Raw genomic sequence first — 22,904 nt, 5'->3', positions numbered from 1 at the left:
GGGCGCAGCGGCGCACGCCGACCCTGTTCCTCACCTTCTCCGAGCAGCACGCGCAGCAGGTCTCACGGGCGCTGAGTGACCACGGCATCCACGCCCCGGCCGGTTCGTTCTATGCCTACGAGACCGTCAGGGCCCTCAATCTGGCAGATGAGACCGGCCTGCGCATCGGAATCGCGCCCTATACCAGCGACGACGACGTCGACCGGCTGCTCACCAGTTTGCGCAGAACCATAGACGCCAAGTCTGTGTCAAGCTAGTGTAAGGGTATGTCACAGCCAAATGAGGGTGGACAGCCGTTCGAAGACGAGCCGCAGGCACGTCCACCGCAGAACGAACCATATCCGAGCCCTGCGGGGCAACCTCCTCACCAGGGGTATGCGCCTCCGCCGGGGCAGCAGCCATCACCCCAGGGAGACCCCGCACCTGCGGGTCAGCCGGGGGCAGCAGGCCCGCAGCCGATGACGGCCGGTGAGGAGCAGGGCTGGGGTGTAGGCATCCACCTGGGGGGCCTGGTGGTTTCCTGGTTGGCCCCGCTGGTCATCTGGCTGGTGTGCCGCGAGCGCAGCCAGGCCCTGGACCAACACGGCAAAGAAGCGCTGAACTTCCAGATCACACTGTTCATCGCCTACGTCGTCGGCGGTATACTCACGATCGTTCTGGTGGGCTTCCTGATCATCTTCGCGGCCTGGATATGTGCCCTCATCTTCGGCATCATGGGCGCCATCGCGGCGTACAACCGGCAACCGTACCGCTACCCGCTGTCGATCCGCCTGATCAAATAGCGCGCGGGGCACCTTCCCTCCCGACGCCCCAGTCTCGCCATGGGACGTGGGCACGCCGCGCTGTCTCGAAATCTCCCCAGCACCTCAGTGTGGCCTATGCTGGTGAGACCGGCCAGCACTGGTGGCTAGGGTTCCGTCGGCATCTTGAGGTGTCGGGTCTGGTTCGAGCGCCACGGTATGCCGCCTGCGGGCGGTGTTGATCTTACGGGATAGAAACCTTCAGGAGTGGTGTCGGCGTCCTTTGACGCCCACTTCCTGGAGGTCTTTCCTTGTCCCGTTCCTCGTCTGATTCTGCTTCTTACTTCGGCCGGCTGGTGTATTCATTGGCGGTCAGCATTGGTGTGAGCTTCGGGGCGATCCTGTTCGGCACCTCGGTGCTGATTACCTCCACGGCTGCCGGTGCTGTGTACTCATTGTCCCTGCTGTCTGCTGCCTTCTCCGGGTCTGTGCTGACCGGAGCAGCATTGGCGATCCCGGTGGGCCGCTACGCAGATCGTCACGGGATCCGCGGACTTACCGCCCTGGGCGGGGTGCTGGTGATGCTGGGGTTCTGCGGATTCGGACTCAGCACCACACCCTGGCAGCTGTTGGGTTCCTGGTGGCTGCTGGTCGGCCCCGGCAGTGCGATGGTTCTCTTCGATCCGGGCTTCATTGCCCTGCAGCAGTGGTTCACCAGGCAGGCCCGCAACCGCGCAGCCGGGACCCTGACGCTGATCACCGGCCTGGCCGGACCTATCTTCATCCCCTCGACGACGTTTCTGGTCGAGGGGTACGGCTGGAGGGTCACCGCAGCAGTACTGGGGCTGCTGGTGCTGGCCACCACCACACTTGCCTCAGCGTGGGCCCTGCGCGTCGCCCCCGCACCTGCGACAATCGCTCCCGCCCTGGAGACCGAGGAAATCGCGGTCGCTGACGGCCGCGGCCTGCCGGCTGGTTTTCTTCCGCTGACCATAGCCGTGGTCTGCACCATGGCAGTCTTGGAATCGTTCAACGTCCACCGCATCGCTCGCTTCGAAAGCTCCGGATTCGACCCGACCATGCTCGCCTGGTGGGCCGCTGCGGTGGGGCTGCTGAGCCTTCCAGCACGGTTCTTGCTGCCGGTGCTGGCCAACCGCTTCAACTCCGCCACACTCTGGCTAGTCGTCACGGTACTGATCATGCCCTCGGTATGGATGGCCATACGCGGCACCCACACCTGGGAGCTCTACGGACACTTCATCCTCTTCGGCCTGTTGTTCGGGGCGTTCATGCCGCTGCGAGCAGTCGTCATGAGTGACTGGTACAGCGGACCCCGGTTCGGCACCCTGATGGGCATCCAAGCTGTGGCTCTGGCCGGAGGTCGTGCCGCAGGCCCGGCAGTCACCGGGTGGTTGGCCGACTCCCCGGTGGGCTACCCAGCGGCAATGCTCCTGCTCTCCCTACTGCTGATCATCGGCGCCATCATGACAGCCGCGGCGTTGCGCCGACAGTTGGCCGGCTAACTGCTGCGCAGATGTTCTGAGCGTCCGGCAGGGCTTGAACATGCCACATCTATCTCGTTTATTTAGCTAAATCATCGAATTACATGTACAGTTGCCCTGTGCCCACACCTTCTGACGACCCGCTGGAGCAGCCCAGCGCTGATGCTGGCTCCTCGCAGCAGAGCCGTGCGCTGCGTGCCATCCAGGCGTTGACCGACGCCATGGACCATATGCACAGCAGTATGACGCAGTCCATGGAGCTCAACGCTTCCGATCTTCGCGCGCTTCGCGCCTTATCCATCATGCAGCTGCGAGGCCATCAGGCCACCCCCTTCGGGCTCTCCGAGCATCTGGGCATGTCCACAGCGGCCACCACCGCCCTCATCCGCCGTCTGGCCAATCACGGGTTCCTGCGACGTGAGCCGCACAGCTGGGACCGCAGGTCACAGGTCCTCACGCTGACCGATGAGGCCCGCCGCACGTTTCACCGGCACTTTGACGAACATTTGAGCACCATACGTGCGGTCATCGCCGAGTTCTCCCCCCACCAGCTGGAAGCCGCCGTTGCATTTATGGAACGCCTGGCCGAACAGCTCACCGCATCAGATCCGCAATAGCCTCCCAACAGACAGAGCCCCGTCATGCTTGATACCTCCCCTGCCCCTGCACGCCGCAACGAGGACTCCTCGCAGAGTCGCGGCCGCACTGCGCTGCGCCGCACGCGAGTCCTCATCCCTGCGGTGCTGGTGGTCATCTGGATCGCGTGGACCGCCTGGGGCGGACAAACCTTCGCCAACCTCTCCTCAGTGGTCACCAACGACCAGGCGGCCTTCCTGCCGGCCGAGGCTGAATCCACCCGCGCCCTGGACCTGCAGGAGCAGTTCAGCAACGGTGAGACCGTCCCGGCGGTGATCGTCGCATCGCTGCAGGATGGTGAGCTCTCCGACGATGACCTCTCCGCTGCTCAGAGTACGGCCGAAGAGGCCGGTGAGATATCCGGAGTCGACGAAGTTCTTCCGCCCCAACCCTCCGAAGATGGTCAGGCGCTGCAGATGACCGCCCTTCTGCAGAGCGGGGGCGAGGACGACGAAGCTCTTCAGCAGCTGCGCGATCTGGTGGCCGAGTCCTTCGACGAGCAGACCTGGCAGGCTCATGTCACCGGTCCGGCCGCCTACTCAGCAGACCTGGCGGAGGCCTTCTCCGGCGTCGACGGCCTGCTGCTGCTGGTGGCAGTGGTGGCTGTGCTGATCATTCTGGTCGTCGTCTACCGCTCCTTCCTGCTGCCCTTCCTCGTGCTGCTCTCCTCGATCGGAGCACTGTGTGCGGCGATCACCGTCACCTACCTGATGGCTGATGCCCAGTGGATCCAGCTCAACGGCCAGGTGCAGGGCATCCTGTCCATCTTGGTCATCGGTGCAGCCACCGACTACTCCCTGCTGCTGGTGGCCCGATACCGGGAGGAGCTCACTGCGCGGCAGGATCGGCGAGGGGCACTGCTCATCGCAGTGCGAAAGACCGCCCCAGCAGTGCTGGCCTCGGGCGGAACTGTGGCCCTGGCCCTGCTGTGCCTACTGGCCTCTGATCTGAACTCCAACCGCGCTCTGGGACCGGTCGCCGCCTCCGGCATCGTGTTCTCCATGGCTGCGACCCTGACCTTCCTGCCCGCGATGCTCTGGCTGGTAGGCCGGGCCGCATTCTGGCCGCGGGTGCCGCGCCCGCAGCAGGCATCTGCAGAGACCGATGCCGCTGCGCCAGCACCACGCGATCATCGACTCTGGCGCCGAGTGGCCTCTGTGGTGCAGGCCCGGCCCCGCGTCATCTGGATCACAGTGACCCTGGTGCTGCTGGCCAGCGCCGCAGGGGTGACCCAGCTGCGCGCTGATGGGATCCCCCAGTCAGATTTCGTGCTCGGCGAGACCGAGACGAAATCCGGCCAGCAGCTGCTGGAGGAGCATTTCGACGCCGGCACCGGCAGCCCTGCGACCGTGTTCGTAGACGCTGACCAGGCTGCCGAGGCCCTGGAGCTGACTGTTGAGGACGACGGCGTCACTGAGGGCTACTTGGTCGGTGAGGGTGGTGCCCCGGCCTCTGGCCCGAGCGAGGCAGTCGAAGTTGACGGGATGGTGCAGATTTCGGCTACCCTGAACAGCCCCGGTGACTCCATGGAGGCCGAGCAGACCGTCCAGAGTCTGAGAGGGTCACTGTCGGAGAGCTTCGACGCAGAAACCCTGGTCGGTGGGACCAGCGCCACTCAGCTGGACACCAACGAAACCGCTCAGCGGGATCTGCTGGTGATCGTGCCGCTGGTGCTGCTGGTCGTGACGCTCATTCTGATTGTGCTGCTGCGCTCCCTGGTGACCCCGCTGATTCTGCTGGTCACCACCGGGCTGTCCTATCTTTCGGCGCTGGGGATCTCCGCACTGGTGTTCAACCACGTCTTCGAGTTCCCGGGGGCTGACCCCACAGTGCCGCTGTTCGGATTCATGTTCCTGGTAGCCCTGGGGGTGGACTACAACATCTTCCTGATGACCCGCGCCCGGGAGGAGACGCCGAAGCACGGCGCAGCCACAGGTGTGCTGCGATCTCTGGTGGTCACCGGCGGAGTCATCACCTCGGCCGGTGTGGTGCTGGCGGCCACATTCACGGCGCTGGCAGTGCTACCGCTGATGTTCATGGTCCAATTGGCGTTCCTGGTGGCGCTGGGAGTGTTCATCGACACGTTCATCGTCCGCACTCTGCAGGTGCCAGCCCTGGTGGTGGATCTGGGGCGGACTGCCTGGTGGCCCTCAGCGCTGAACCGCAGGGAGAAGCGGGAACGCCCCGCTGAGCCTCAGGTGACGCCGTAGGAGAGCAGACCGTGGGCCCAGTCCTCGATCGCGGGCCAGTCGCGCAGGTCGGCGTCCTGGGGCGACTTGGTCCGCTTGAGCTGCAGCTTTTCAAAGAAGCCGAGCTTCGCAGGGTCCACTGCTCCGCGGAAATAGGTGATCTCCCGATGGGGAAAGCGCTGAATGCGCTCCAGGGACTGCTGCTCCAGCTTGGGCGCGGCGCCCACTGCGAAGAAGAAGAGCGGCTTGCCGGCCAGCTCCGTGCGGTTGGACTCCACGAAGAGCGTCCCGTCCTCCAGCAGCTTATGCATGTAGACGGGGATGCCCACCACCACGTTATCGGCCTCGTAGAGCCATTTGCCGGCCTCATCGACGTCTTTGACGTGGGCTTTGACGCCGCGGGCGCTGAGGGTGGAGGCGATCCGTTCACCGATCTCTGCGGTGGAGCCGTGCTTGCTGGCCACAACGACCATCGTGGTCATAGGTCTCGCGCCTTTCGCCAGGAACTTGAGGTAACTCTGCGAGCTTACCGAATTGTGATGGTCCCAGGGTACCGCCCGCGCAGACACCGCAGATGAATCATTGCCGGGTGGGCCAGAATTCCTCGCAGACTGCCGGGTCCTGGTCGTGGGGTCGGTGACCGCCCCACCAGGCGGCAGCCGCAGTCAGGGTATTTAGTGCACGCCGCGCAGGTCCAGGACCAGTCCGGAGTCTCCGCTGTGCTCAACAGTGACCGGGATGCCCCAGTCCTGCTGGTACATGTGGCAGGCGGCATGCATGGGGATCTCTTCGCCCTCGGCACCGTCGCAGGCGGCTGCCCGGGCGGTGATGTGCAGGACTCCGCCCTCGATCTCAGGGTTCAGCTGCAGCTGCCGCTGCAGACCCACCGATGTGCCCTCGCCTGCGGTGATGAGCTCAGGCGGGGTCGAGGAGACCTGCAGCTGAGTCGGATCCCCCCACCGGTCGTCGAGCTTCTGGCCGGTGGGCGCGGAGAACCCGATGCTCAGATCGAAGCTGCCCGGTGCCACCGCGGTGACGGGCCGCTGGGACTGGGCTGCTCCCTCGTCCACGGTGAGGTACTGCTCGGGAACGGCGATGCGCACCAGCTGGTGGGCGTTGGTCTCCACCACCAGCAGGGTGGAGCCGTCGGCGTCGAGCAGCACGTCCGAGGGCTCCTTCAGCCCCCGGGCCACAGTGGAGACCTCCGCGGCGACGAGGGACCCGTCGGCGGCGGTGTGTTCGCCGCGGTAGCGGCGGACGGCACCGTTGTAGGTGTCGGCGACCAGCACGGATCCGTCCGGCAGCGCCGCCACCCCCAAGGGGTGCTGCAGCCGCGCCTGCGCGGGGTCGCCATCGCGGAACCCGAAGTCGAAGAGCCCCTCCCCGATCAGCGTCTCCGCACGGGGGCTCTGTGCATCCTCCGAAATGCGCAGCACCCGCAGCGCCGAGGTTTCAGAGTCTGCCAGCCACAGGTCACCGGCTGCGTCCTGGGCCAGCCCTGAGGTTTGGGCGAACCACGCCTCGTCGGGGGGTCCGTCGGTGAGGCCCTCCAGTCCGGTGCCGGAGTAGACGGCGAGCTGCCCAGTGGTGGGGTCGAAGCTGAAGATTTGGTGGGTGCCCGCCATCGCGACGACCACCTGGCCCAGGGCCCGACTCCACAGCACATCCCAGGGGGAGGACAGCGAGACGCGCAGCGGATCGGCATCCAACGGACCCACGCCCTGCTCGGTGCGGGTGCGTTCGGCGTCCAGCAGACGCTGCACCCCGTTGCCGGCCAGGGTGCTGACCTCTCCGGTGCTGGCGTTGATGCCGCGCAGCATGTGGTTGACTGTGTCAGCGACGACGACGTCGTATCCGACCTCGGCAGCCACATCCTCGGGGAGGATGGTCAGTCCCTGCGGCTCACTGAACTGCGCAGTCTGGGCCGGACCGTCGGCGTGGCCCTTCTCTGTGGAGCCCCAGGACCGGGTCACGGTCTCCAGATCGACGTCGAGCTCCACGATCCGGTGGTGACCGGTGTCGGCGACGAGGAAGCGGCCTGCGGCGTCGTCGCCCAACGCGCGATCCACCGGCACCGCCTTGCCGGGGAAGCGCAGCGTGCGCGAGACCGGCTCCGGCGCCACATAGGGACCGTCGCCGCGGTGCAGGGTTCCCTTGGCCTCGTGCTCGGCCACCAGTTCCTCTACCAGGGAGCTCAGGCCGGCCACATGGCCTTCTCCGGCCAGTGAGGCGGCGATGTAGCCCTCCGGGTCCACCACCACAAGCGTGGGCCACGCGCGGGCGGAGTAGTTCTGCCAGGTGATCAGCTCAGGATCATCAAGCACCGGGTGTTCGATCTCGTAGCGCTCCACGGCGGCCGCCAGCGCCTGCGGGTCAGCCTCGTGCTCAAACTTCGGTGAGTGCACCCCCACGGTGACCAGCACATCGGAGTACTGCTCCTCCAGGGGGCGCATCTCATCGAGGACGTGCAGGCAGTTGATGCAGCAGAAGGTCCAAAAGTCCAGGACGACGATCTTGCCGCGCAGATCCTCCAGGGTGACCTGTTTGCCACCGGTGTTCAGCCAGCCCCGGCCGACCAGTTCGGAGGCTCGCACTCGTCCGGCGCGGCGGGTGGTCTCTGTCATCATCGGCTCCCTGGGGGTGGTGCGGCGTCGTACTCTTGGAAGAACCCGGCGGCAGCGGCAGTTGTTCCTGTGTTTCGCAGTGTTACCGGCGGCGGCGTTCAGCCATCTGTTCCAGCATCTGGTTGTACTCCTCCAGCTCGGCATCGCCGGTGCGGTCCGCCTCACGGTCGACCCGCCGCATTTCGCGGGTGTCGTCACTGGCCCACTGGACACAGGCGATCACCCCCAGAAGCAGCGCGGGAATCTCGCCGAGTCCCCACATCAGTTCACCGCCGAGATGCTGGTCGTCTAGGGCGGGGAACCAGCCGTGGCCCATATTTCCGAACCAGTCGGCCTGGATGAGGCCTTCGCTGGACATCAGAGCGATGGCGAAGAATGCGTGGAAGGCCATCGTCGCCAGCAGGATCAGCACGCGCAGGTAGTGCGGAGGACGACTGGGCAGCGGGTCCCGGCCGATGAGCACCAGGGCGAAGATGTAGCCGGTGAGCAGGAAGTGCACTGTCATCAGGAGGTGGCCCAGGTGGTATTCCAGGGCCAGTCCGAAGAGCGGGGTGTAGTAGAAGATGATGATGGACCCGGCGAAGTTGGCTGAGGCCACCAGGGGGTGGGAGATGAGTTTTGACCCCTTGGAGTGCACCAGCCAAATGATCCACTCTCGCGCGCCGCGGGTGCCGTCGCGCCGGGTGGGCAGTGCGCGCAGGGCCAGCGTCACCGGGGAACCGATCACCAGAAAGATGGGGGCCACCATGGTCAGTGTCATGTGTTGGACCATGTGCCCGGAGAAGGTGACCATGCCGTAGACGGCTGCGCCGCCTGAGGTGACCCAGAACAGGACCGCCAGGCCGAACAGCCAGGAGACTGCCCGCATCACCGGCCAGGAGATGCTGCGGGCACGCAGCTGCAGCATGGCGCGCAGGTACCAGATCGCCAGGAAGGCGATGATCGCCACCCACAGCCAATCCATGCGCCAGAGGGTGAAGAACTGGCCGAGGCTCTGTTCGGGCGGCAGGTCGTAACCGGTCAGTATGCGTGTGGGGTTGGCGTCGGGGGGCAGGTCATCGGGAACCGGCGGTGCCGTGCGGCCCAGCACCGCGCTGACGCCGATCACCGAGGACATGATGGCGACCTCGACCAGGATCATCTGCCACAGCAGTCTGGTGGTGGTGAAGCGTGAAGAGCTGGGTGCTGCTGTTGCGCCGCGCTGCGTTCCGGGCGGCATTGAAGTGCCCAGGTGGGATCCGGCCAGGCGGGGGATGACCCAGCTGCGATGCATCCATCCGACCACGGCGAGCACCGCGGTGGCGGTGATCTTGACGACCAGCATGAGTCCGTAGTCGGTGGTGAACAGCTGGGCGAATGAGCTCACGCGCACTTCGGCGTTGATCACCCCGGAGGCGACAACAGTGGCCAGTGCCACTGCGGCCAGCAGCGAGTAGCGACGCAGCAGGGTGCCCAGCAGCTCGGGCCCGCCCTGGTCCCGGGCACTCAGACTGGACGCCGTGCGGGCAATCTGCGGCGCCAGCAGGGCCAGTGTCACCAGCCCGCCAACCCAAATGACCACCCCCAGCAGGTGCAGCCCCAGTGAGCTCACCGCAGCGTTGTGGTCATCACCTGAGGAGGAGTGGCCCACCATGGCGATCGGCACCAGGGCGCACAGGCCCAGCACCGCGGTGAAGCCCAGGCCGGCAGGGCTGCGCACTGCGGCGACCAGGGTGCCGAAGGCCCCAGCAATCAGCACCACGGTCAACCAGGCTTGGCCGGTGGTGATATTGGTGACGAAGTCGAAGAAGCCGGTGGAGAAGCTCTCATCGGCGGAGAGGGGCAGTCCGGCCAGCGTGGAGAAGGTCAGCACCATCACGGCCAGGGCGGCCACCACCCACACGATGGCCGCGATCGTCGCGATCTGCAGCAGGCGAGCGTAGATCGGGTGTTCGCTGTGCTGGTCTGCACTGCGGTCTGCTTTGCGGCGCTGGCGCGGCCCGGTGCGCGGTGGAACCGCGATGGCCGCGAGGATGGCTGAGCTGATGGCAGTGGCTGCAGCCAGATGGTGCACGTACCGGGCGGTCGGCAGGCCCCAGCGCGTCACGGCCCCGGGGTCGCTGATCTCCCCGGCCTGGGCCAGTCCGGTGAGCAGCCCGGCAACGGTCAGGGTGATGAGTCCCGCACAGAGCGCGAGGGCGGTCAGCGGCAGCGGTGCGGCCCAGACTCGCGCCTCAGTCTTGGTCTGGGTCACGTGCATCAGCGTCTTCTGGGTGGTCTGGGTCCTGTCTGCGCATCTCATACTGTTTGAGCTTCTGACGTACCAGGATCAGCACCAGGACCACCACGACGAACGCGCCGACCGCAAAGACGATCGGCGCCCAGCTCGGGGCGTCGGCGCCCAATTCTGGTTGGGCGAGAACGCTCAGCAGCGCAGAAAGTGGCATGCGAATAATTCTACGCCCTGTAGAAGACACAGGACGACCCCTCGGCTCCTGTGCTTGAGCATGAGGGGTCGTCCTGTGGAAGCTGAATCAGTGAGCTGTGCTCACCTCATCAGTGGATTCACTTCTTGCTGGCTGCAGCCTTCAGCTTGGAACCAGCGGAGAGCTTCACGGAGTAGCCGGCGGGGATCTGGATGGTCTCGCCGGTCTGCGGGTTGCGGCCGGTGCGTGCGGCGCGCTCAGTGCGCTCCACGGAGAGCCAGCCGGGGATGGAAACCTTCTCGCCCTTGGAGATCTGCTCGGTGAACGCCTCGAAGACGGCGTCCAGTACGCCGTTGACGGCGGCCTGGGAATTGCCGGACTTCTCTGCGACTGCGGCGACGAGCTCGCTACGGTTCAGTGCCATGTGCTTGTCCTCCTGGACTGTTCTTATGAGTTCCCATCACCCCGGACATCCGCGCCATTGCGCGGATCGGAGGGGTCTTTGGGCTTTCAGAACGGCAACTTACCACGCCACACGGCCAACTGGGGCATAGAACCGCGTTTTCTGGCGTGTTCACCGGCATTTCGCCTGTCAGCGGACGGTTCAGGCGCGCATCCCCGATGGGCAGTTCGACCGATTCATCGCCGTGACAGTGATGCTCCTCAGCTGCACTGTTCGTTTCAGCTGCGCTGTTCGTTGCGCACGCGCAGGATCTCCTGCTGGATGCGGTCTCTTCGGGCCGCTGTCTGCGGCGCTGGCGGCAGCCCGTAGGCCTGATCAGTCTGCGCCACCACGGGGGCCAGTCCTGACTCGCTCATATCCGGCTCGTGGCGGTCTATCGCAGCGAAGGAGGGTCCGATGTGCTTCATAAAGCCCGCCAGCCCGTCATCGCCGCCTCCCAGGTGCATGCCTTCCAAGGGGCCTACGGCGGCCCACCGAAGCCCCAGAGAGTTCTTGACTGCCGTATCCAGATCTGCGGCATCCACCACCCCGGACTGCACCAAATAGGCTGCTTCGCGAAGCACCGCATTCTGCAGCCGGTTGCCCACGAAGCCGCGGACCTCTCGCTTCAGCAGGATGGGTTCGCGCCCATAGGCCCGGTACAGGTCCAGCGCTCGTGAGACTGCCTGCTGCGCTGTGCGTTCTCCGGGGACCACCTCTACCAGCGGCATCAGGTGCGGAGGGTTGAACGGGTGTCCGATCAGTACACGTTCGGCCGCCTCAGCGGGCAGAGCGCCGGCGATCTGTGTGGCGGTGATCGCTGAGGATGAGGAGATGAGCAGCGCGGTCGCCGGTGCCGCCTGAGCCACTTGTGCAAACAGTTCGGCCTTGGCCTTGGGGTCCTCTGGGCCGCTCTCCTGGACGAAGTCCGCTTCAGCGACCGCGGCCTCTATCGACTCCGCACGGCTCAGAGCTTCCTCAGGCAGTCCGGCGTCCCTGGCTGCTGCAGCCAGTGCGTCCTGCAGGTCTTCGCGCGGGTCGAATACCGTGACAGTGCTGCCGCAGGATGCAAACAGCCGTGCCCATGAGAGTCCGATCGTCCCGGCACCGATGACTGCTGCTGCGGCCGGTGCCTGATCCGGCACGGCAGAGTGTGGCTGCCGGCTTCGGCTCGTCTCTGGCATCTGCTGCTCCCCATCCTCATCGCCGATTCTCTGTGGTGCTGCGCTGGTCTCCGCACCCAGCATATGCAGAAAGCGGGGCCTCCCCGGAGGGAAGCCCCGCCCTGAAGCGAGATGAATCAGCTCACCAGGATGACTTGGTGATTCCTGGCAGCTCGCCGCGGTGGGCCATATCGCGGAAGCGAATACGGGAGACGCCGAACTTCCGGAAGGTGCCGCGCGGGCGTCCGTCGATCGAGTCGCGGTCGCGCACGCGCACCGGGGAGGCGTCGCGGGGCAGCTTCTGCAGCCCGACGCGTGCCGCCTCGCGGTCCTCGTCGGTGGCCTTGGGGTCTACAAGGGTCTTCTTCAGCTGGGCGCGCTTCTCTGCGTAGCGCTCAACGATGACCTTGCGCTTCTCGTTCTTTGCGATCTTAGACTTCTTAGCCATGATCAGCGCTCCTCTCGGAAGTCGACGTGCTTGCGGACAACCGGGTCATACTTCTTCAGCACGATGCGGTCAGGGTTGTTGCGGCGGTTCTTGCGGGTCACGTATGTGAATCCCGTGCCGGCCGTCGACTTCAGCTTGATGATGGGACGAATGTCCTTCTCTCTGGCCATTAGAGCTTCTCACCACGCTTCAGAAGGTCGTCGACGACGGCGTCGATGCCGCGCACGTCGATGGTCTTGATGCCCTTGACGGACAGGTTCAGGGTCACCTTGCGGCCCAGAGAGGGCACCCAGTAGGTCTTCTTCTGGATGTTCGGGTCGAACCGGCGCTTGGTGCGGCGATGAGAGTGGGAAATATGGTTGCCGAACTGCGGCCCCACTCCAGTCACCTGGCAACGTGCTGCCATGATCACTCCTCCAATAAGTGTACGTAGATGTATTACGGGCGGTACCCGCGAGCACATGCCCCACCCGGCTTAAGTCAAAAGCCGCATGCTGCACGTAGTCGTTGAGCCGAGTCCCGCCACCAAAGTGGGATTGCTCCCGCATCACCGTGACGTACGAGGGCGACCAGGCTGGGTGAGATCCAACCGAAGTGCCTTAAATAACGGTGCTTTGTGTGGTGCGCTGGAATCCAGGCTTCACACGCCTTGAGCTGTTTTCCGGTGCCGGGCCCAACTCAGTTGGACACAGCACAGCTCGGCTTGCGACATTCAATCGTATCCTAGCCCATGACGACGACGCAAAGCGCGGGAGCGCCGGGGCGTAGTCTTCATGGGCTCAATCTTCGTGGGCGCGGGCGAAGGCCAGCGTCTCACCGCGGGCTCCGTCCATCCATATGGACTGGCAGGCTTCGGCCATCTCGTCCAATCCCTCCACGATAGTGGCGAAGACGTTGCCGGGGATCCACCCCTGATCACCGTTGATGAGCAGGTTGTTGCGACCGTAGAAGACCGCCAGGTCGATGATCGACTTGGCGGCGGCCGGGTCGTCGGCGCGAACATCGGCTTCAGCCTCATACCCGTAGCCGGGGTTCCCCAGGTCATCAGAGTCGAAGGTGAAGTAGCACACGTCCCCTGGGATGGGGGTCACCGTGGTGTTTTCCTTGCCCGGTTCCACCGAGCTGAAGGCAGGCACCAGGTTGTAGATCTCGTTGCGCGCGTACTTGCCGTGATAGACCTGCCCGGACTGCGGCAGCGAATCCCACACCGCCGCACAGGTTCGTGGGGCGGCGTCGTCGAGCATCTTGGCCACGCAGCTCACGCCGCGCTTCTCCAGAGTGATGGTGATGTAGCGGGTCATGATTCAGCCTGCCTTCGCAGCCACGGGGCGGATGTACTGTTCGCCTGAGGCCTTCTCGTAGGCGCGGGCGGCCTGCAGGACCATGCGGTCCTGAGTGCGGGCCGCCACGAACTGCAGCCCCACCGGCAGTCCCTCAGCGGTGACCCCGCACGGCACCGAGGCGGCCGGCTGCTGGGTCATGTTGAACGGGTAGGTGTAGGGGGTCCACGTGGTCCACAGATCGGATTTCCAGCCCGGCGGGGCCTGGCGGTTCCGGTCGAAGGCGGTGATCGGCATGGTCGGGGTGACCAGCAGGTCGTACTCCTGGTGGAAAATGCCCATCTGCACGCCTAGGTCCATCCGGGTCTGCGTGGCATCCAGGAAGTCCATGGCTGTGGCGTCGGAATACTCTTCGATCCCGGCTCGCAGCCCCGGGTCGACTTTGTCCAGCGCCCCGGCCCCGTAGGCCGAGACCACCTTATTCGCTCCGGTGAACCACAGCACGTGGAAGTGCTCGATGGGGTCAGCGAAGCCGGGATCCACTTCATCGACGACGGCGCCCAGGGACTTCAGCACCTCGACGGCCTGGCGCACCTGCTGCTCCACCTCGGGGTCGTTCTCCCCGTAGCCCAGGGTCGGCGAGTAGGCGATCCGCAGCCCTTCGACGCCGTCCTCAAGCCCACGGGTGAAGGACCCGTTCGGGGTGGGAAGGGCCGACCAGTCCCGGGGGTCGAACCCGGCGATGACGTCCATCAGCATGGCTGTGTCGGTGACCGTGCGGGTCATCGGCCCGGCGTGGGCCAGGGTGCCGAAGGGTGAGGCCGGATACATCGGCACCAGCCCGTAAGTGGGCTTCAGGGCCACCGTGCCGGTGAAGGAGGCGGGAATACGCACCGATCCGCCGGCGTCGGTGCCCACCGACCAGGCACCCATCCCGGCACCGACCGAGGCGGAGGAGCCGCCGGAGGATCCTCCGGCGGTGGTCGAGGGGTCCCAGGGGTTGCCGGTGGCGCCGAAGCGGATGCTGTCGGTCGTCCCCTTCCAGGCGAACTCCGGTGTGGTCACCTTGCCCAGCAGCACTGCGCCGGATTCGCGCAGCCGACCCACGCACGGCGCGTCGGTGTCCCAGGGGCCAGCCTCGTCCACAAGGTTGGAGCCGCGAAGCGTCGGCCACCCGGCGGTCAGGAAGATGTCTTTGATGTTGGTGGGCACGCCGTCGCCGGCACCCAGGGTCTCCCCCGCCCTCCAGCGCGCTGCCGAGGCCTGCGCGGAGGCTATGGCGGAGTCGCGGTCCACCAGCACAAAGGCGTTGAGGTCGCCGTCGCGCTCTTCGATCCGCGCCAGGGCGGCCTCGGTGGCCTCCACCGGCGTGAAGTCGCCTGCGGCATATCCTTCTACCAGCTCAGCGGCACTCAGCTCCGCCAGGTCAGTCGGTGCAGTTTCCGTCATCCCCTCCTCCTTCACATGTTGTGCGCGCGAGCTGGCCCGGCGTCGTAGGTGTCCTGCGTGACTGGTCAGTGCCGTGGAAAATATCAGTGCCGTGGGACATAGCCCTTGGCCTTGTCCACCACGTTGTTCAGCTCATCGCCGCGAAGCCATCGACGAGCGTTGTCGGTGAACTGTTGGGCCAGCGAGTGCTTCCACCCGAGCACGTCGCCGGACATGTGCGCGCTGATCAGCACGTTCTCCATGTCCCAGAGCGGAGATTCGTCCGGCAGCGGCTCTTCGTCGAAGACGTCCAGCGACGCGAAGCCCAGCGGCCCGCTGCGCAGCGCTTCGATGAGTGCCGGCTGATCCACCGATTCACCGCGGCCGATGTTGAGGAAGTGAGCCCCAGGTTTGACCGCCGCCAGCACCTCGGCGTTGATCATGTCGGTGGTCTGCGGAGTCAGCGGGGCGGCGTTGACGATCACATCGGCCCACCCGATGTGTTCGGTCAGCTCGGAGGAGAGCAGGACGTCGCCGAAGTCCTCGTCGTTCTCGCGCACTCGGCGGCCGGCTCCGCGCACCTGGACGCCCACGGCTGACAGCAGCTGGGCGATCTCCCGGCCGATGGCTCCGGTGCCGATGACCAGCGCCTTCGATCCCTGCACCTGTTTGGTCTCGCGGTGCTGCCAGATCTTCTGGTCCTTGTACCGGTAGTTGCCGGCAAAGTCTTTGGCCTCAGCGACCACGGCGCCGAGCACCCATTCGGCGATGGGCCGGTCGAAGGTTCCCTGGGCGTTGGTGACCACCACCTCGGAGTTGTTCAGCTCCTCGAAGAGCAGCTTGTCCACCCCTGCCGCTGCGACGTGGATCCACTTCAGCGAATCCGCGTGGGGCCAGGCGTCCTGCAGGGCACCGGAGAAGAAGTCCCAGAGGAAGAGCGCGTCGACTCCTGCGATGTTCTCGCTGATTTCGGAGGCGGTGGTAAACCGGATCTCGGCACTGTCCTGCAGCTCATCGAGTCCCGGAGGGGTGCGCAGGTCCGCGTCAGGGTCGCTGGGGCGAAGTACCAGAATGACCGGCGAAGAGTTTGCCATATGGTTTAGACTATGAAGACGATCTGCAGATTGTCAACAATCCTGCAGGTCTTCTCCTGCACACTTCCCTAAGGGGTCATTATGACGTCGACCCACCTTCCCTCTGACTTTCAGCTTCAGGCCTCTGACCACGAGGCGACCCCCATCGGCACGGTGGTGCCCTACGACATGGTGCTGGACCGGGAGCTGCGCCGTTTCTCCAAGGACGACTACGGGTTCGATCAGCTTGATCTGCTCTTCACCCGCACCCGCTTCGAACCCATGGCGGTCAACGTGGGGCAGGCGCTGGAGATTTCACGGCCGGAGCTGATCGCCGATGCGGTGCGCGCCATCTCGGCCACCCGGCCGGCGGGCTATATCTACGGGTGCACCTCCGGCAGCTTCGTGCGCGGCCTGGCCGGCGAGCGCAGCCTCATCGAGGCCATGCAGTCGGCGGGGCGCGAGGCCTCGGCGGCAGCGGATCTGGCGGTGGACACCGCCTTTGGTGAGCCTGATGCCGAACCTGAGGCTCACCAGGATCCCACGGCGGTCACCACCTCCGGCGCCCTGGTGGAGGCCGTTCAGGCCCTGGGCGGCATCAAAGTGGCGGCGGCAACCCCCTACGACGACGAGGTCGGCGCCCTCTTCGACCAGTTCTTCGCCGAGGCCGGCGTGGACCTGGTCCACACCGCCAATCTGGGGCTGCGCGGCCGCATCTGGACCGTTCCGTGGCAGACCACCTACGACCTGGTGCGCCGGGCGGACACCCCCGAGGCCGACGTGTTGCTGGTCTCCTGCACCAACCTGCCCACCTACCAGGTCCTCGACCGGCTGGAGCAGGACCTGGGCAAACCCGTCATCTCCGCCAATCAGGCAACTGTCTGGGCTGCGCTGCGCCAGGCCGGCCGCGACTACTTCGGCCCCGGGGCTGCGCTGCGCAGCCTCAGCGGCGCCCCGGCAGAACCAGCCGTGGCTGCCTGAACCGCGACCCCGTTGAAGGAGGTATATCCCGATGACCACACACTCCCCGGCAGCACAGTCCCCCACCGTGGGGATCATCTACCCCGGCCACGCCGCCGAAGATGACTACCCCACCTACGAGTCGTCCCTGAAGCACCACGACGACACCGGATCTGTACGGCTTCCGGTGGTGATCTCGACCATCGGGGTGGATGAGCACACTGCGGCAGCGCTGCTGGAAACCGGCTCCCACGCCCGGCTCAGCGAGGCCTACCAGCGGCTGCAGGCTGAGCACCAGCTGGATTCGGTGATGTGGGCCTGCACCTCCGGCAGCTTCGTCTACGGCTGGGAGGGCGCACACCGTCAAGCCGAGCGCCTGGCCGAGGAGGCGGGCCTGCCGGCGTCGTCGACGTCCTTGGCCTTCGCCCGCGCCCTGGCGGCGCTGGGGATCAGCAAAGTTGCGGTAGCGGCCTCCTACCCGGCAGAGCTGGCCGATCACTTCGAGGTGTTCCTCACCGCGGCCGGCACTGAGGTGGTCCGCTTCACCAGTCACGACATCTTCACCGCCGGAGAGGTCGGGCATATGGGCCGCGAGGACGTGCTGCAGATGATCCGCGATGTGGACCTCGATGAGGCTGAGGCGGTGCTGGTGCCCGATACGGCGATGCACTCGCTGCAGTGGGTGGCGGAGCTGGAGGCCGCCCTGGGCAAGCCGGTGCTCACTGCCAACCAGGTCACCGTGTGGGAGGGCATGCGGATCGCCGGAGTCACCTCTCCCCGGCTGCCCGGCCTGGGAGCCCTGTTCAGCCCGTCTGATGCTTCGCGCCTATAATCAATTGTCAACAATCCACCACTTGGAGAATCAGATGTCCACCGCTCGGCAGTTCAGACGCGTCAACCGCGAATCCACCGCCGGTCTCATCACTCGGCAGCTGCGCGAGGGAATCATGTACGGCTCCCTGACCCCGGGCACCCAACTGTCGGAGACCGCGTTGGCCCAGCAGTTCGGGGTCAGCCGGGGGCCGCTTCGCGAGGCCATGCAGCGTCTGGTTCAGGAAGGTCTGCTGCGCGCCGAGCCCAATCGTGGGCTGTTCGTCAAGGAACTGGACGAAGCGGGCATCCGAGACCTGTACGCGGCGCGCATCGCGATTGAGGCTGCGGCCGGTCGCCTGATCATCAGCAGGCAGGACCAGGGGGCCGTCAACCGGCTGCGCACCATCTATGCCAAGATGCAGACCGCCGCGGAGGCCGGGGACCTAGAAGCCCTCTCCGACACCGATCTGGAGTTCCACACTGCCCTGGTCGCCGGCAGCCACAGCCCACGGCTGCAGCGGATGCACCGGACACTGATGGTGGAGACCCGCATGTGTCTGACCGCGCTGCAGGGCACCTATCAGGTTCCTGAGGAGCAGGTGGCCGAGCACCGCCGAATCGGTGAGGCGATCGCCGCCGGAGACGCCGAGGCTCTGGTGGAAGCCGTTGAGACCCATATGCAGGAGGCGCTGGACCGGCTGGTCAGCAGCGACACGGCCGAGCGGGCCACCGCGTAGGCGCCCGTAGGCGCCCCCAGTTCTCGCCGGGCACTCTCACCCGGCCAGCGGAAGCTCGGCCTGAGTGGTGTAGAGCGGTGTGCCGCTCTTGCCCTGGCCCAGCTCTGAGAGTACGAGGTGGGCCTCGGTGACCGTCCAGGTGGGCCCCTCGTAGACGGCGAGCGCCTCGGCGCGGGTGCGCAGCTGCTCTTCGCCGTCTCCGCGGCTGCGGGCCCGGGCCAGGGTCACGTGGGCCCTGCGCCGATCCCGCTGGGACACCGCTTCTGGGCTGCGCGCGTAGCCGGACCCGATGGTTTCGCTGATCCTCATCAGCTCCAGCAGCGGACTGAGATGGGGTGCCCCGGCGCTCGCCTGCTCACCGGGTGCGTACTGGACCCCTGCCCAGAGGGTGCGCCGGGTGAAGACACCTGCGCCGCGGATTCTGAGGGGGAAGGGCGGGACCTCGGCCACGGCTGCGGCGAGCTCAGCGATAAGCTCATCGACGGCCCCGGCCGGGACCTCACCGTAGAAGGCCAAGGTGATGTGGCGCTGCTCGTACGGCACCCACCGCAGCAGCGGCCGACCTCGCCCGGCAGTGGGGTGTGGTGCCGTGGCGTCGACCGAGCGCACGGCCATCTGCAGGTGCTCGGCGGCAGTAGCGGGAAGCATCAGTGCGGCGAAGAGTCTCATAGTCTCTGATGCAGCGCCGCGCGGGTGCGGACCATTCCCCTGCCCGTCACTGGTGGTGTCAGAACCCGGCGTTCGGCGCAGCCCTGCGCGTCGAGGGCAGGGCGGACTCCGCTCGCCAGCGCTGCAGCTCCTCGCTGACCTGAAAGTCTGCCGGGGCCGGGTGTCCGATGTCGGCGGCCAGTCCCAGTATTTCGTCGTTGCTCACTGGACCGTTGGGGCCGATGAATCGGCCGGCCACGTGGGCGCGAACATAGATCTCACCGTCCACCACGACGCGATGCTCAATGTAGAAGCACCGGTCGTCGACCCCGATGAGTTTGGTGTGGATCTGGAACTTGGTCCAGAAGTTCACCGACTTGCGGAAGGTGATCTGTTCGGCCTGCACCACAGGGTGCCAGCCCGCCTTGCGGGTGGCGTTCCAGAACCCGGACCGGGCCATCAGGTCGTAGCGGGCCAAGTCGAACAGGGAGAAGTACTGCCCGTTGTTGATGTGCAGCAGGATGTCCACGTCGGTGGGCAGGGCGCGCAGGGTGATGTCGGTAGATTCCCAGAGCGAAACACGCGAACGGCGTCGGGCCTTGAGCAGAATCAGCAGGGTGCGGAAGATGACATGCATGACCCTCATGCTAAGTGACTGGCGGGTAACACGAAAACTGCACCTCAGCGGATGAGGATCAGCTTCCGGGGGTCAGGACGATTTTTCCGGTTCGCTCGGCAGAGCTGAAGAATGCATAGGCGGCCTCGGCCTGGTGGAAACCGAATGCGCGTTCCACAGCCACCTCAATCCTGCCGTCCTCGATCAGCGGCCACACGTACTGGTGGACCTGCTGGACCACCTCAGCCTTCTCATCGGCAGTGCGTGATCGCAAAAAGGTGCCCGTCACCCAGGCGCGCTTAGCCATCAGGTGCATGAACGGCAGGGTGCCTTTGGCTCCGCCCTGCGTGCCGATGGTCACCATTCGGCCGCCCTGAGCCAGCGCTTTGACGTTCTGTTCCAGGTAGGCGGCGCCAACGACGTCCAGGATGACGTCGACACCGTGACCGTCTGTGATCTCCTTGACGCGTTCGACGAAGTCTTCCCGACGGTAGTTGATCACACTGTGCGCCCCCAGCTGAGAGGCCAGTGCAGCCTTCTCATCAGATCCGACGGTGACCACGGGCAGCGCCCCGGTGGCCTTGAGCAGCTGAATCGCGAATTGGCCGATGCCGCCGGTTCCCCCGTGGACCAGCACCCAGTCGCCGGGGCGCGTTTCGGCCTGCATGTAGAGGTTGGCCCAGCACGTCGCGGCCACTTCAACCAGTCCGCCGGCCTCGATCAAGGACACGGGCCCGGGCACCGGCAGTGCGTGGCGGGCATCGACGGCGACGTATTCGGAGTATCCCCCGCCGGCCAGCAGCGCACACACCGGGGTTCCCACATCCCAGGCACCGGCGGCCGAGCCGATCTCCTCCACAGTGCCCGATACTTCCAGGCCGGGGACCTCGGAGGCTCCCGGCGGGGGCGGGTAGTTGCCTGCACGCTGATGCATGTCGGCGGCGTTGATGCCTGCGGCGGCCACCCGGATCAGCACCTGGTGCGGTTCAGGCACAGGCCGAGATGCCTCCGCGACGACGAGGTCGGCGGGCTCCTCCTTCGACGGCTTCTGCTGCCCAGCGGGGGTCACGAAGTTGATGACGTTCATGGTGGAGTTCGCCTCGTTCATGCCCCCATGGTGGCACAGTGGTGAGTCTCAGCTGTCAGTAGGCCTTCTCACGCTGCTGGACCACCAGGTGGATCAGGGCGAAGGTGCCATCCTCATCGATGGCCTTCAGCGCCGCCTGAAGCGCGGCTGGGATCTCTTCGTCCTCAGTCACCTGCACACCGAAACCGCCGAAGGCCTGGGCCATCACGGCGAAGTCGGGGTTCTTCAGCTGTGTCCCGGAGACCCGGTCCGGATAGTCGCGCTCCTGGTGGGTGCGGATGGTGCCGTACTCCTGGTTGTCCATCACAATCACCAGCGGGGTCGCACCGTACTGCACGGCCGTGGCCAGCTCCTGGCCGTTCATCAGGAACTCACCGTCACCGGCGATGGTGACGACACGGCGTTCGGGGTACTTCAAAGAGGCGGCGACCGCAGAGGGCACCGAGTAGCCCATGGAACCGTTGCGTGCTGAGATCATCGACGCGTAGGACTGAGTCGGGAAATAGCGGTGCACCCAGTTGGTGTGCTCACCGGCGCCGAAGGTCACCATTGAATCGTGCGGCAGCGAGGTCACCAGATGGGCCATCATCGAGTCCATCGTGGCCGGGCCATCCAGCGGCTCCAACGGCGGCAGGGCCGCGAACTCCTCCTGCTGGGCACGCATCTTCCGCGTCCACATCTTCCAGGAGTCCTTTGCCTCAAGCTCAATCCGAATCAGGTCGCGCACAAACACATCCGGCTTGGCCACAATCTGGTGGGTGACCGGCCCGGACCGACCGCGCAGGGAGGGATCGATGGTGACGATGAAGTTATTCCGCTCCCAGTTCTGGCGAATCGTAAACCCATCGGTGACGACGTCGCCGGGGACGGTGCCCACGAAGACGATCAGGTCGGTCTCCTCCAGCAGATCATGGGTGGGTTTGGGCCGCCCGTATCCGATCGGCCCCACATAGGAGGGCGAATCGAAGGGCACCGTGCCCTGAGTGCGCCATTCCGCGGCAGCAGCAATATGGTGCTCCTCCAACCATGTGGTCAGCTGCGCCGCCGCCTGGTGGGACCAATCATTGCCGCCGGTGATGAACAGCGGCTTCTCAGATTCCCGCAGCGCCGCGTGCAGGGCCTTCCAGTCCGTCACCGTCATACCGCCGCCGGCCACCGGGATCCGCGGATGCACCTCATCCTCGATCTCCATGGTGATGATGTCCTCCGGCAGCCCCACCACCACTGGGCCCGGGCGGCCCGCATTCGCAGCGAACATGGCCTCCGCCACGAATTCCGAGGCACGCTCCGGGTGGTCGAGAACCATGACACGCTTGGCACCGGTGCCGAACCATGCCTGCGGATCGAACTCTTGGAACGCCTCACGGCCTCGGTGCTCGAAGGGAATGAGCCCCACGAACAGCACCATCGGAGTGGAGTCCTGCCACGCGGTGTGCAGCCCGACGTGGGCATTGGCAGCCCCGGGCCCACGCGTCACCATCGCCACACCAGGGACAGAGTTCAGCTTGCCGTCCGCCTCAGCCATATAGGTCGCCCCACCCTCATGGCGGCACACCACATTCTCAATCGATGAGCCGTGCAGACCATCCAGCACGTCCAAGTAGGACTCCCCCGGCACCGAATACACTCGCTTGACCCCGTGGGAGACCAACGTGTCGACGATGATGTGCCCAGCAGACTTCTTCGGCTGCGCGGCTGGCTCGGTCATGAACGCTCCTCAGTTGCTTTTGCTCGGGGCAGGCCCCATCCGTGGACCACTCTTTCGGCAGACCTCAGTCTGGGACGCGCTGGGCAGTACAGTCGAGTACCGCCCGCAGGTGCTCGCCCGGCTCGCCTTTGAGCAGAGTCGACCCTACGCATCAGGTTGGTCTGGTAAGGCTGTCGCTCTTGGGTTTCCTACCGCCGACCAACCTAGCAGGTCCGGCGGTTCCACTCTGCGGAGCAAGCAGCTGTCCACATAGTGGACACACGAGGCGACACGCAAAGTCCCACGGATGCGTGCATAGGACCCCAATAAGCTGGCATGGCCTAAGTATGCCTACCGGCTGAGGCTCGTGAACTGCCGGACCGCCAACGGACCGAAGATCAGCAGGATAACTGCTGGCCAGATCAC

General features: G+C 65.7%; 24 protein-coding genes. 8 read left to right on the top strand and 16 right to left on the bottom strand.

Annotated features, from left to right (window positions below):
• The 5 genes from FHX47_RS08330 to FHX47_RS08310 form a co-directional block, all read left to right on the top strand.
• Positions 1 to 257, top strand: a 257-nt coding sequence (locus FHX47_RS08330; RefSeq protein ID WP_183358479.1) for an aminotransferase class V-fold PLP-dependent enzyme, incomplete at its 5' end; no start/stop codon positions are given.
• A gap of 201 nt (positions 258 to 458) precedes the next feature.
• A complete protein-coding gene (locus FHX47_RS08325; protein ID WP_183358327.1) occupies positions 459 to 782 on the top strand; it encodes a DUF4870 domain-containing protein in 324 nt (107 codons plus the stop codon).
• Positions 783 to 1,051: 269 nt separating this feature from the next.
• Positions 1,052 to 2,263, top strand: coding sequence for an MFS transporter (locus tag FHX47_RS08320; RefSeq protein WP_183358478.1), 1,212 nt, complete (start codon positions 1,052 to 1,054; stop codon positions 2,261 to 2,263).
• Between the two features lie 98 nt (positions 2,264 to 2,361).
• Complete coding sequence (locus FHX47_RS10870; RefSeq protein WP_183358477.1) at positions 2,362 to 2,859, top strand: MarR family transcriptional regulator; 498 nt, start codon at positions 2,362 to 2,364, stop codon at positions 2,857 to 2,859.
• A 24-nt stretch (positions 2,860 to 2,883) separates the two neighbouring features.
• Positions 2,884 to 5,088 carry an MMPL family transporter gene (locus FHX47_RS08310; RefSeq protein ID WP_183358476.1) on the top strand — a complete coding sequence of 735 codons (2,205 nt, stop codon included), beginning with the start codon at positions 2,884 to 2,886 and terminating at the stop codon, positions 5,086 to 5,088.
• Here FHX47_RS08310 and FHX47_RS08305 read toward each other — a convergent pair.
• The 12 genes from FHX47_RS08305 to FHX47_RS08250 all read right to left on the bottom strand — a co-directional run bounded on the left by FHX47_RS08305 (position 5,073) and on the right by FHX47_RS08250 (position 15,951).
• Positions 5,073 to 5,549 carry a flavodoxin domain-containing protein gene (locus FHX47_RS08305; protein WP_183358475.1) on the bottom strand — a complete coding sequence of 159 codons (477 nt, stop codon included), beginning with the start codon at positions 5,547 to 5,549 and terminating at the stop codon, positions 5,073 to 5,075. The two genes, FHX47_RS08310 and FHX47_RS08305, sit on opposite strands and share 16 nt — an antisense overlap.
• A 192-nt stretch (positions 5,550 to 5,741) precedes the next feature.
• On the bottom strand, positions 5,742 to 7,691 hold the full coding sequence (locus FHX47_RS08300; protein ID WP_183358474.1) for an NHL domain-containing thioredoxin family protein: 1,950 nt from the start codon (positions 7,689 to 7,691) through the stop codon (positions 5,742 to 5,744).
• A gap of 82 nt (positions 7,692 to 7,773) precedes the next feature.
• On the bottom strand, positions 7,774 to 9,924 hold the full coding sequence (locus tag FHX47_RS08295) for a bifunctional copper resistance protein CopD/cytochrome c oxidase assembly protein (protein ID WP_343064346.1): 2,151 nt from the start codon (positions 9,922 to 9,924) through the stop codon (positions 7,774 to 7,776).
• Complete coding sequence (locus FHX47_RS08290; RefSeq protein ID WP_183358472.1) at positions 9,905 to 10,117, bottom strand: hypothetical protein; 213 nt, start codon at positions 10,115 to 10,117, stop codon at positions 9,905 to 9,907. The genes FHX47_RS08295 and FHX47_RS08290 overlap by 20 nt, the downstream gene beginning before the upstream one ends.
• A gap of 118 nt (positions 10,118 to 10,235) precedes the next feature.
• The gene (locus FHX47_RS08285; RefSeq protein WP_183358471.1) at positions 10,236 to 10,520 is read right to left on the bottom strand and encodes an HU family DNA-binding protein; all 285 of its coding nucleotides are present in this window, start codon (positions 10,518 to 10,520) and stop codon (positions 10,236 to 10,238) included.
• Between the two features lie 257 nt (positions 10,521 to 10,777).
• Positions 10,778 to 11,722, bottom strand: coding sequence for a 3-hydroxyacyl-CoA dehydrogenase NAD-binding domain-containing protein (locus FHX47_RS08280; protein ID WP_183358470.1), 945 nt, complete (start codon positions 11,720 to 11,722; stop codon positions 10,778 to 10,780).
• Between the two features lie 121 nt (positions 11,723 to 11,843).
• Entirely contained in the window at positions 11,844 to 12,149 is a 306-nt protein-coding gene (gene rpsN, locus FHX47_RS08275) for a 30S ribosomal protein S14 (protein WP_183358469.1), read from the bottom strand.
• A 2-nt stretch (positions 12,150 to 12,151) separates the two neighbouring features.
• On the bottom strand, positions 12,152 to 12,319 hold the full coding sequence (gene rpmG / locus FHX47_RS08270) for a 50S ribosomal protein L33 (protein ID WP_183358468.1): 168 nt from the start codon (positions 12,317 to 12,319) through the stop codon (positions 12,152 to 12,154).
• Positions 12,319 to 12,555, bottom strand: coding sequence for a 50S ribosomal protein L28 (gene rpmB / locus FHX47_RS08265; protein ID WP_183358467.1), 237 nt, complete (start codon positions 12,553 to 12,555; stop codon positions 12,319 to 12,321). Before rpmB ends, rpmG begins: the two co-directional genes overlap by 1 nt.
• Before the next feature lie 373 nt (positions 12,556 to 12,928).
• Entirely contained in the window at positions 12,929 to 13,450 is a 522-nt protein-coding gene (locus tag FHX47_RS08260) for a DUF3830 family protein (protein WP_183358466.1), read from the bottom strand.
• Positions 13,451 to 13,453: 3 nt separating this feature from the next.
• A complete protein-coding gene (locus FHX47_RS08255; RefSeq protein WP_183358465.1) occupies positions 13,454 to 14,878 on the bottom strand; it encodes an amidase in 1,425 nt (474 codons plus the stop codon).
• 83 nt (positions 14,879 to 14,961) lie between these two features.
• Entirely contained in the window at positions 14,962 to 15,951 is a 990-nt protein-coding gene (locus FHX47_RS08250; protein ID WP_183358464.1) for a D-2-hydroxyacid dehydrogenase, read from the bottom strand.
• Positions 15,952 to 16,032: 81 nt separating this feature from the next.
• On the opposite strand from FHX47_RS08250, the gene FHX47_RS08245 reads away from it, so the two are divergent.
• From FHX47_RS08245 to FHX47_RS08235, 3 genes are read left to right on the top strand one after another with little or no spacing between them, the layout of a single operon-like run.
• Positions 16,033 to 16,911 (top strand): maleate cis-trans isomerase family protein, encoded by an 879-nt coding sequence (locus FHX47_RS08245; protein WP_183358463.1) that lies wholly within the window; start codon positions 16,033 to 16,035, stop codon positions 16,909 to 16,911.
• 31 nt (positions 16,912 to 16,942) lie between these two features.
• Complete coding sequence (locus tag FHX47_RS08240) at positions 16,943 to 17,722, top strand: maleate cis-trans isomerase family protein (RefSeq protein ID WP_183358462.1); 780 nt, start codon at positions 16,943 to 16,945, stop codon at positions 17,720 to 17,722.
• A 22-nt stretch (positions 17,723 to 17,744) separates the two neighbouring features.
• Complete coding sequence (locus FHX47_RS08235; protein WP_246328117.1) at positions 17,745 to 18,440, top strand: GntR family transcriptional regulator; 696 nt, start codon at positions 17,745 to 17,747, stop codon at positions 18,438 to 18,440.
• Between the two features lie 36 nt (positions 18,441 to 18,476).
• Here the strand turns inward: FHX47_RS08235 and FHX47_RS08230 are convergent, their stop codons facing one another.
• From FHX47_RS08230 to FHX47_RS08215, 4 genes are read right to left on the bottom strand one after another with little or no spacing between them, the layout of a single operon-like run.
• Entirely contained in the window at positions 18,477 to 19,109 is a 633-nt protein-coding gene (locus tag FHX47_RS08230) for a 2'-5' RNA ligase family protein (protein WP_183358461.1), read from the bottom strand.
• Positions 19,110 to 19,167: 58 nt separating this feature from the next.
• Positions 19,168 to 19,725 carry a thioesterase family protein gene (locus FHX47_RS08225; protein WP_183358460.1) on the bottom strand — a complete coding sequence of 186 codons (558 nt, stop codon included), beginning with the start codon at positions 19,723 to 19,725 and terminating at the stop codon, positions 19,168 to 19,170.
• Between the two features lie 58 nt (positions 19,726 to 19,783).
• On the bottom strand, positions 19,784 to 20,812 hold the full coding sequence (locus FHX47_RS08220; protein WP_183358459.1) for an NAD(P)H-quinone oxidoreductase: 1,029 nt from the start codon (positions 20,810 to 20,812) through the stop codon (positions 19,784 to 19,786).
• Between the two features lie 34 nt (positions 20,813 to 20,846).
• Entirely contained in the window at positions 20,847 to 22,499 is a 1,653-nt protein-coding gene (locus tag FHX47_RS08215) for a thiamine pyrophosphate-dependent enzyme (RefSeq protein ID WP_183358458.1), read from the bottom strand.
• Positions 22,500 to 22,904: the final 405 nt, after the last annotated feature.

The sequence above is a fragment of the Garicola koreensis genome (assembly GCF_014195445.1).
Taxonomy (GTDB): domain Bacteria; phylum Actinomycetota; class Actinomycetes; order Actinomycetales; family Micrococcaceae; genus Nesterenkonia; species Nesterenkonia koreensis.
The sequence above is the reverse complement of the archived record's forward strand: the minus strand, read 5'-3'. Positions and strand labels throughout refer to the sequence as shown.

Bases quoted from the DNA above. Each gene is read 5' to 3' on its own strand.
- FHX47_RS08325 (WP_183358327.1), top strand. From the start codon at position 459: ATGACGGCCGGTGAGGAGCAGGGCTGGGGTGTAGGCATCCACCTGGGG.
- FHX47_RS08310 (WP_183358476.1), top strand. From the start codon at position 2,884: ATGCTTGATACCTCCCCTGCCCCTGCACGCCGCAACGAGGACTCCTCG.
- FHX47_RS08305 (WP_183358475.1), bottom strand. From the start codon at position 5,549: ATGACCACGATGGTCGTTGTGGCCAGCAAGCACGGCTCCACCGCAGAG.
- FHX47_RS08300 (WP_183358474.1), bottom strand. From the start codon at position 7,691: ATGACAGAGACCACCCGCCGCGCCGGACGAGTGCGAGCCTCCGAACTG.
- FHX47_RS08290 (WP_183358472.1), bottom strand. From the start codon at position 10,117: ATGCCACTTTCTGCGCTGCTGAGCGTTCTCGCCCAACCAGAATTGGGC.
- FHX47_RS08285 (WP_183358471.1), bottom strand. From the start codon at position 10,520: ATGGCACTGAACCGTAGCGAGCTCGTCGCCGCAGTCGCAGAGAAGTCC.
- FHX47_RS08280 (WP_183358470.1), bottom strand. From the start codon at position 11,722: ATGCCAGAGACGAGCCGAAGCCGGCAGCCACACTCTGCCGTGCCGGAT.
- rpsN (WP_183358469.1), bottom strand. From the start codon at position 12,149: ATGGCTAAGAAGTCTAAGATCGCAAAGAACGAGAAGCGCAAGGTCATC.
- rpmG (WP_183358468.1), bottom strand. From the start codon at position 12,319: ATGGCCAGAGAGAAGGACATTCGTCCCATCATCAAGCTGAAGTCGACG.
- rpmB (WP_183358467.1), bottom strand. From the start codon at position 12,555: ATGGCAGCACGTTGCCAGGTGACTGGAGTGGGGCCGCAGTTCGGCAAC.
- FHX47_RS08260 (WP_183358466.1), bottom strand. From the start codon at position 13,450: ATGACCCGCTACATCACCATCACTCTGGAGAAGCGCGGCGTGAGCTGC.
- FHX47_RS08255 (WP_183358465.1), bottom strand. From the start codon at position 14,878: ATGACGGAAACTGCACCGACTGACCTGGCGGAGCTGAGTGCCGCTGAG.
- FHX47_RS08250 (WP_183358464.1), bottom strand. From the start codon at position 15,951: ATGGCAAACTCTTCGCCGGTCATTCTGGTACTTCGCCCCAGCGACCCT.
- FHX47_RS08245 (WP_183358463.1), top strand. From the start codon at position 16,033: ATGACGTCGACCCACCTTCCCTCTGACTTTCAGCTTCAGGCCTCTGAC.
- FHX47_RS08240 (WP_183358462.1), top strand. From the start codon at position 16,943: ATGACCACACACTCCCCGGCAGCACAGTCCCCCACCGTGGGGATCATC.
- FHX47_RS08230 (WP_183358461.1), bottom strand. From the start codon at position 19,109: ATGAGACTCTTCGCCGCACTGATGCTTCCCGCTACTGCCGCCGAGCAC.
- FHX47_RS08225 (WP_183358460.1), bottom strand. From the start codon at position 19,725: ATGCATGTCATCTTCCGCACCCTGCTGATTCTGCTCAAGGCCCGACGC.
- FHX47_RS08220 (WP_183358459.1), bottom strand. From the start codon at position 20,812: ATGAACGAGGCGAACTCCACCATGAACGTCATCAACTTCGTGACCCCC.
- FHX47_RS08215 (WP_183358458.1), bottom strand. From the start codon at position 22,499: ATGACCGAGCCAGCCGCGCAGCCGAAGAAGTCTGCTGGGCACATCATC.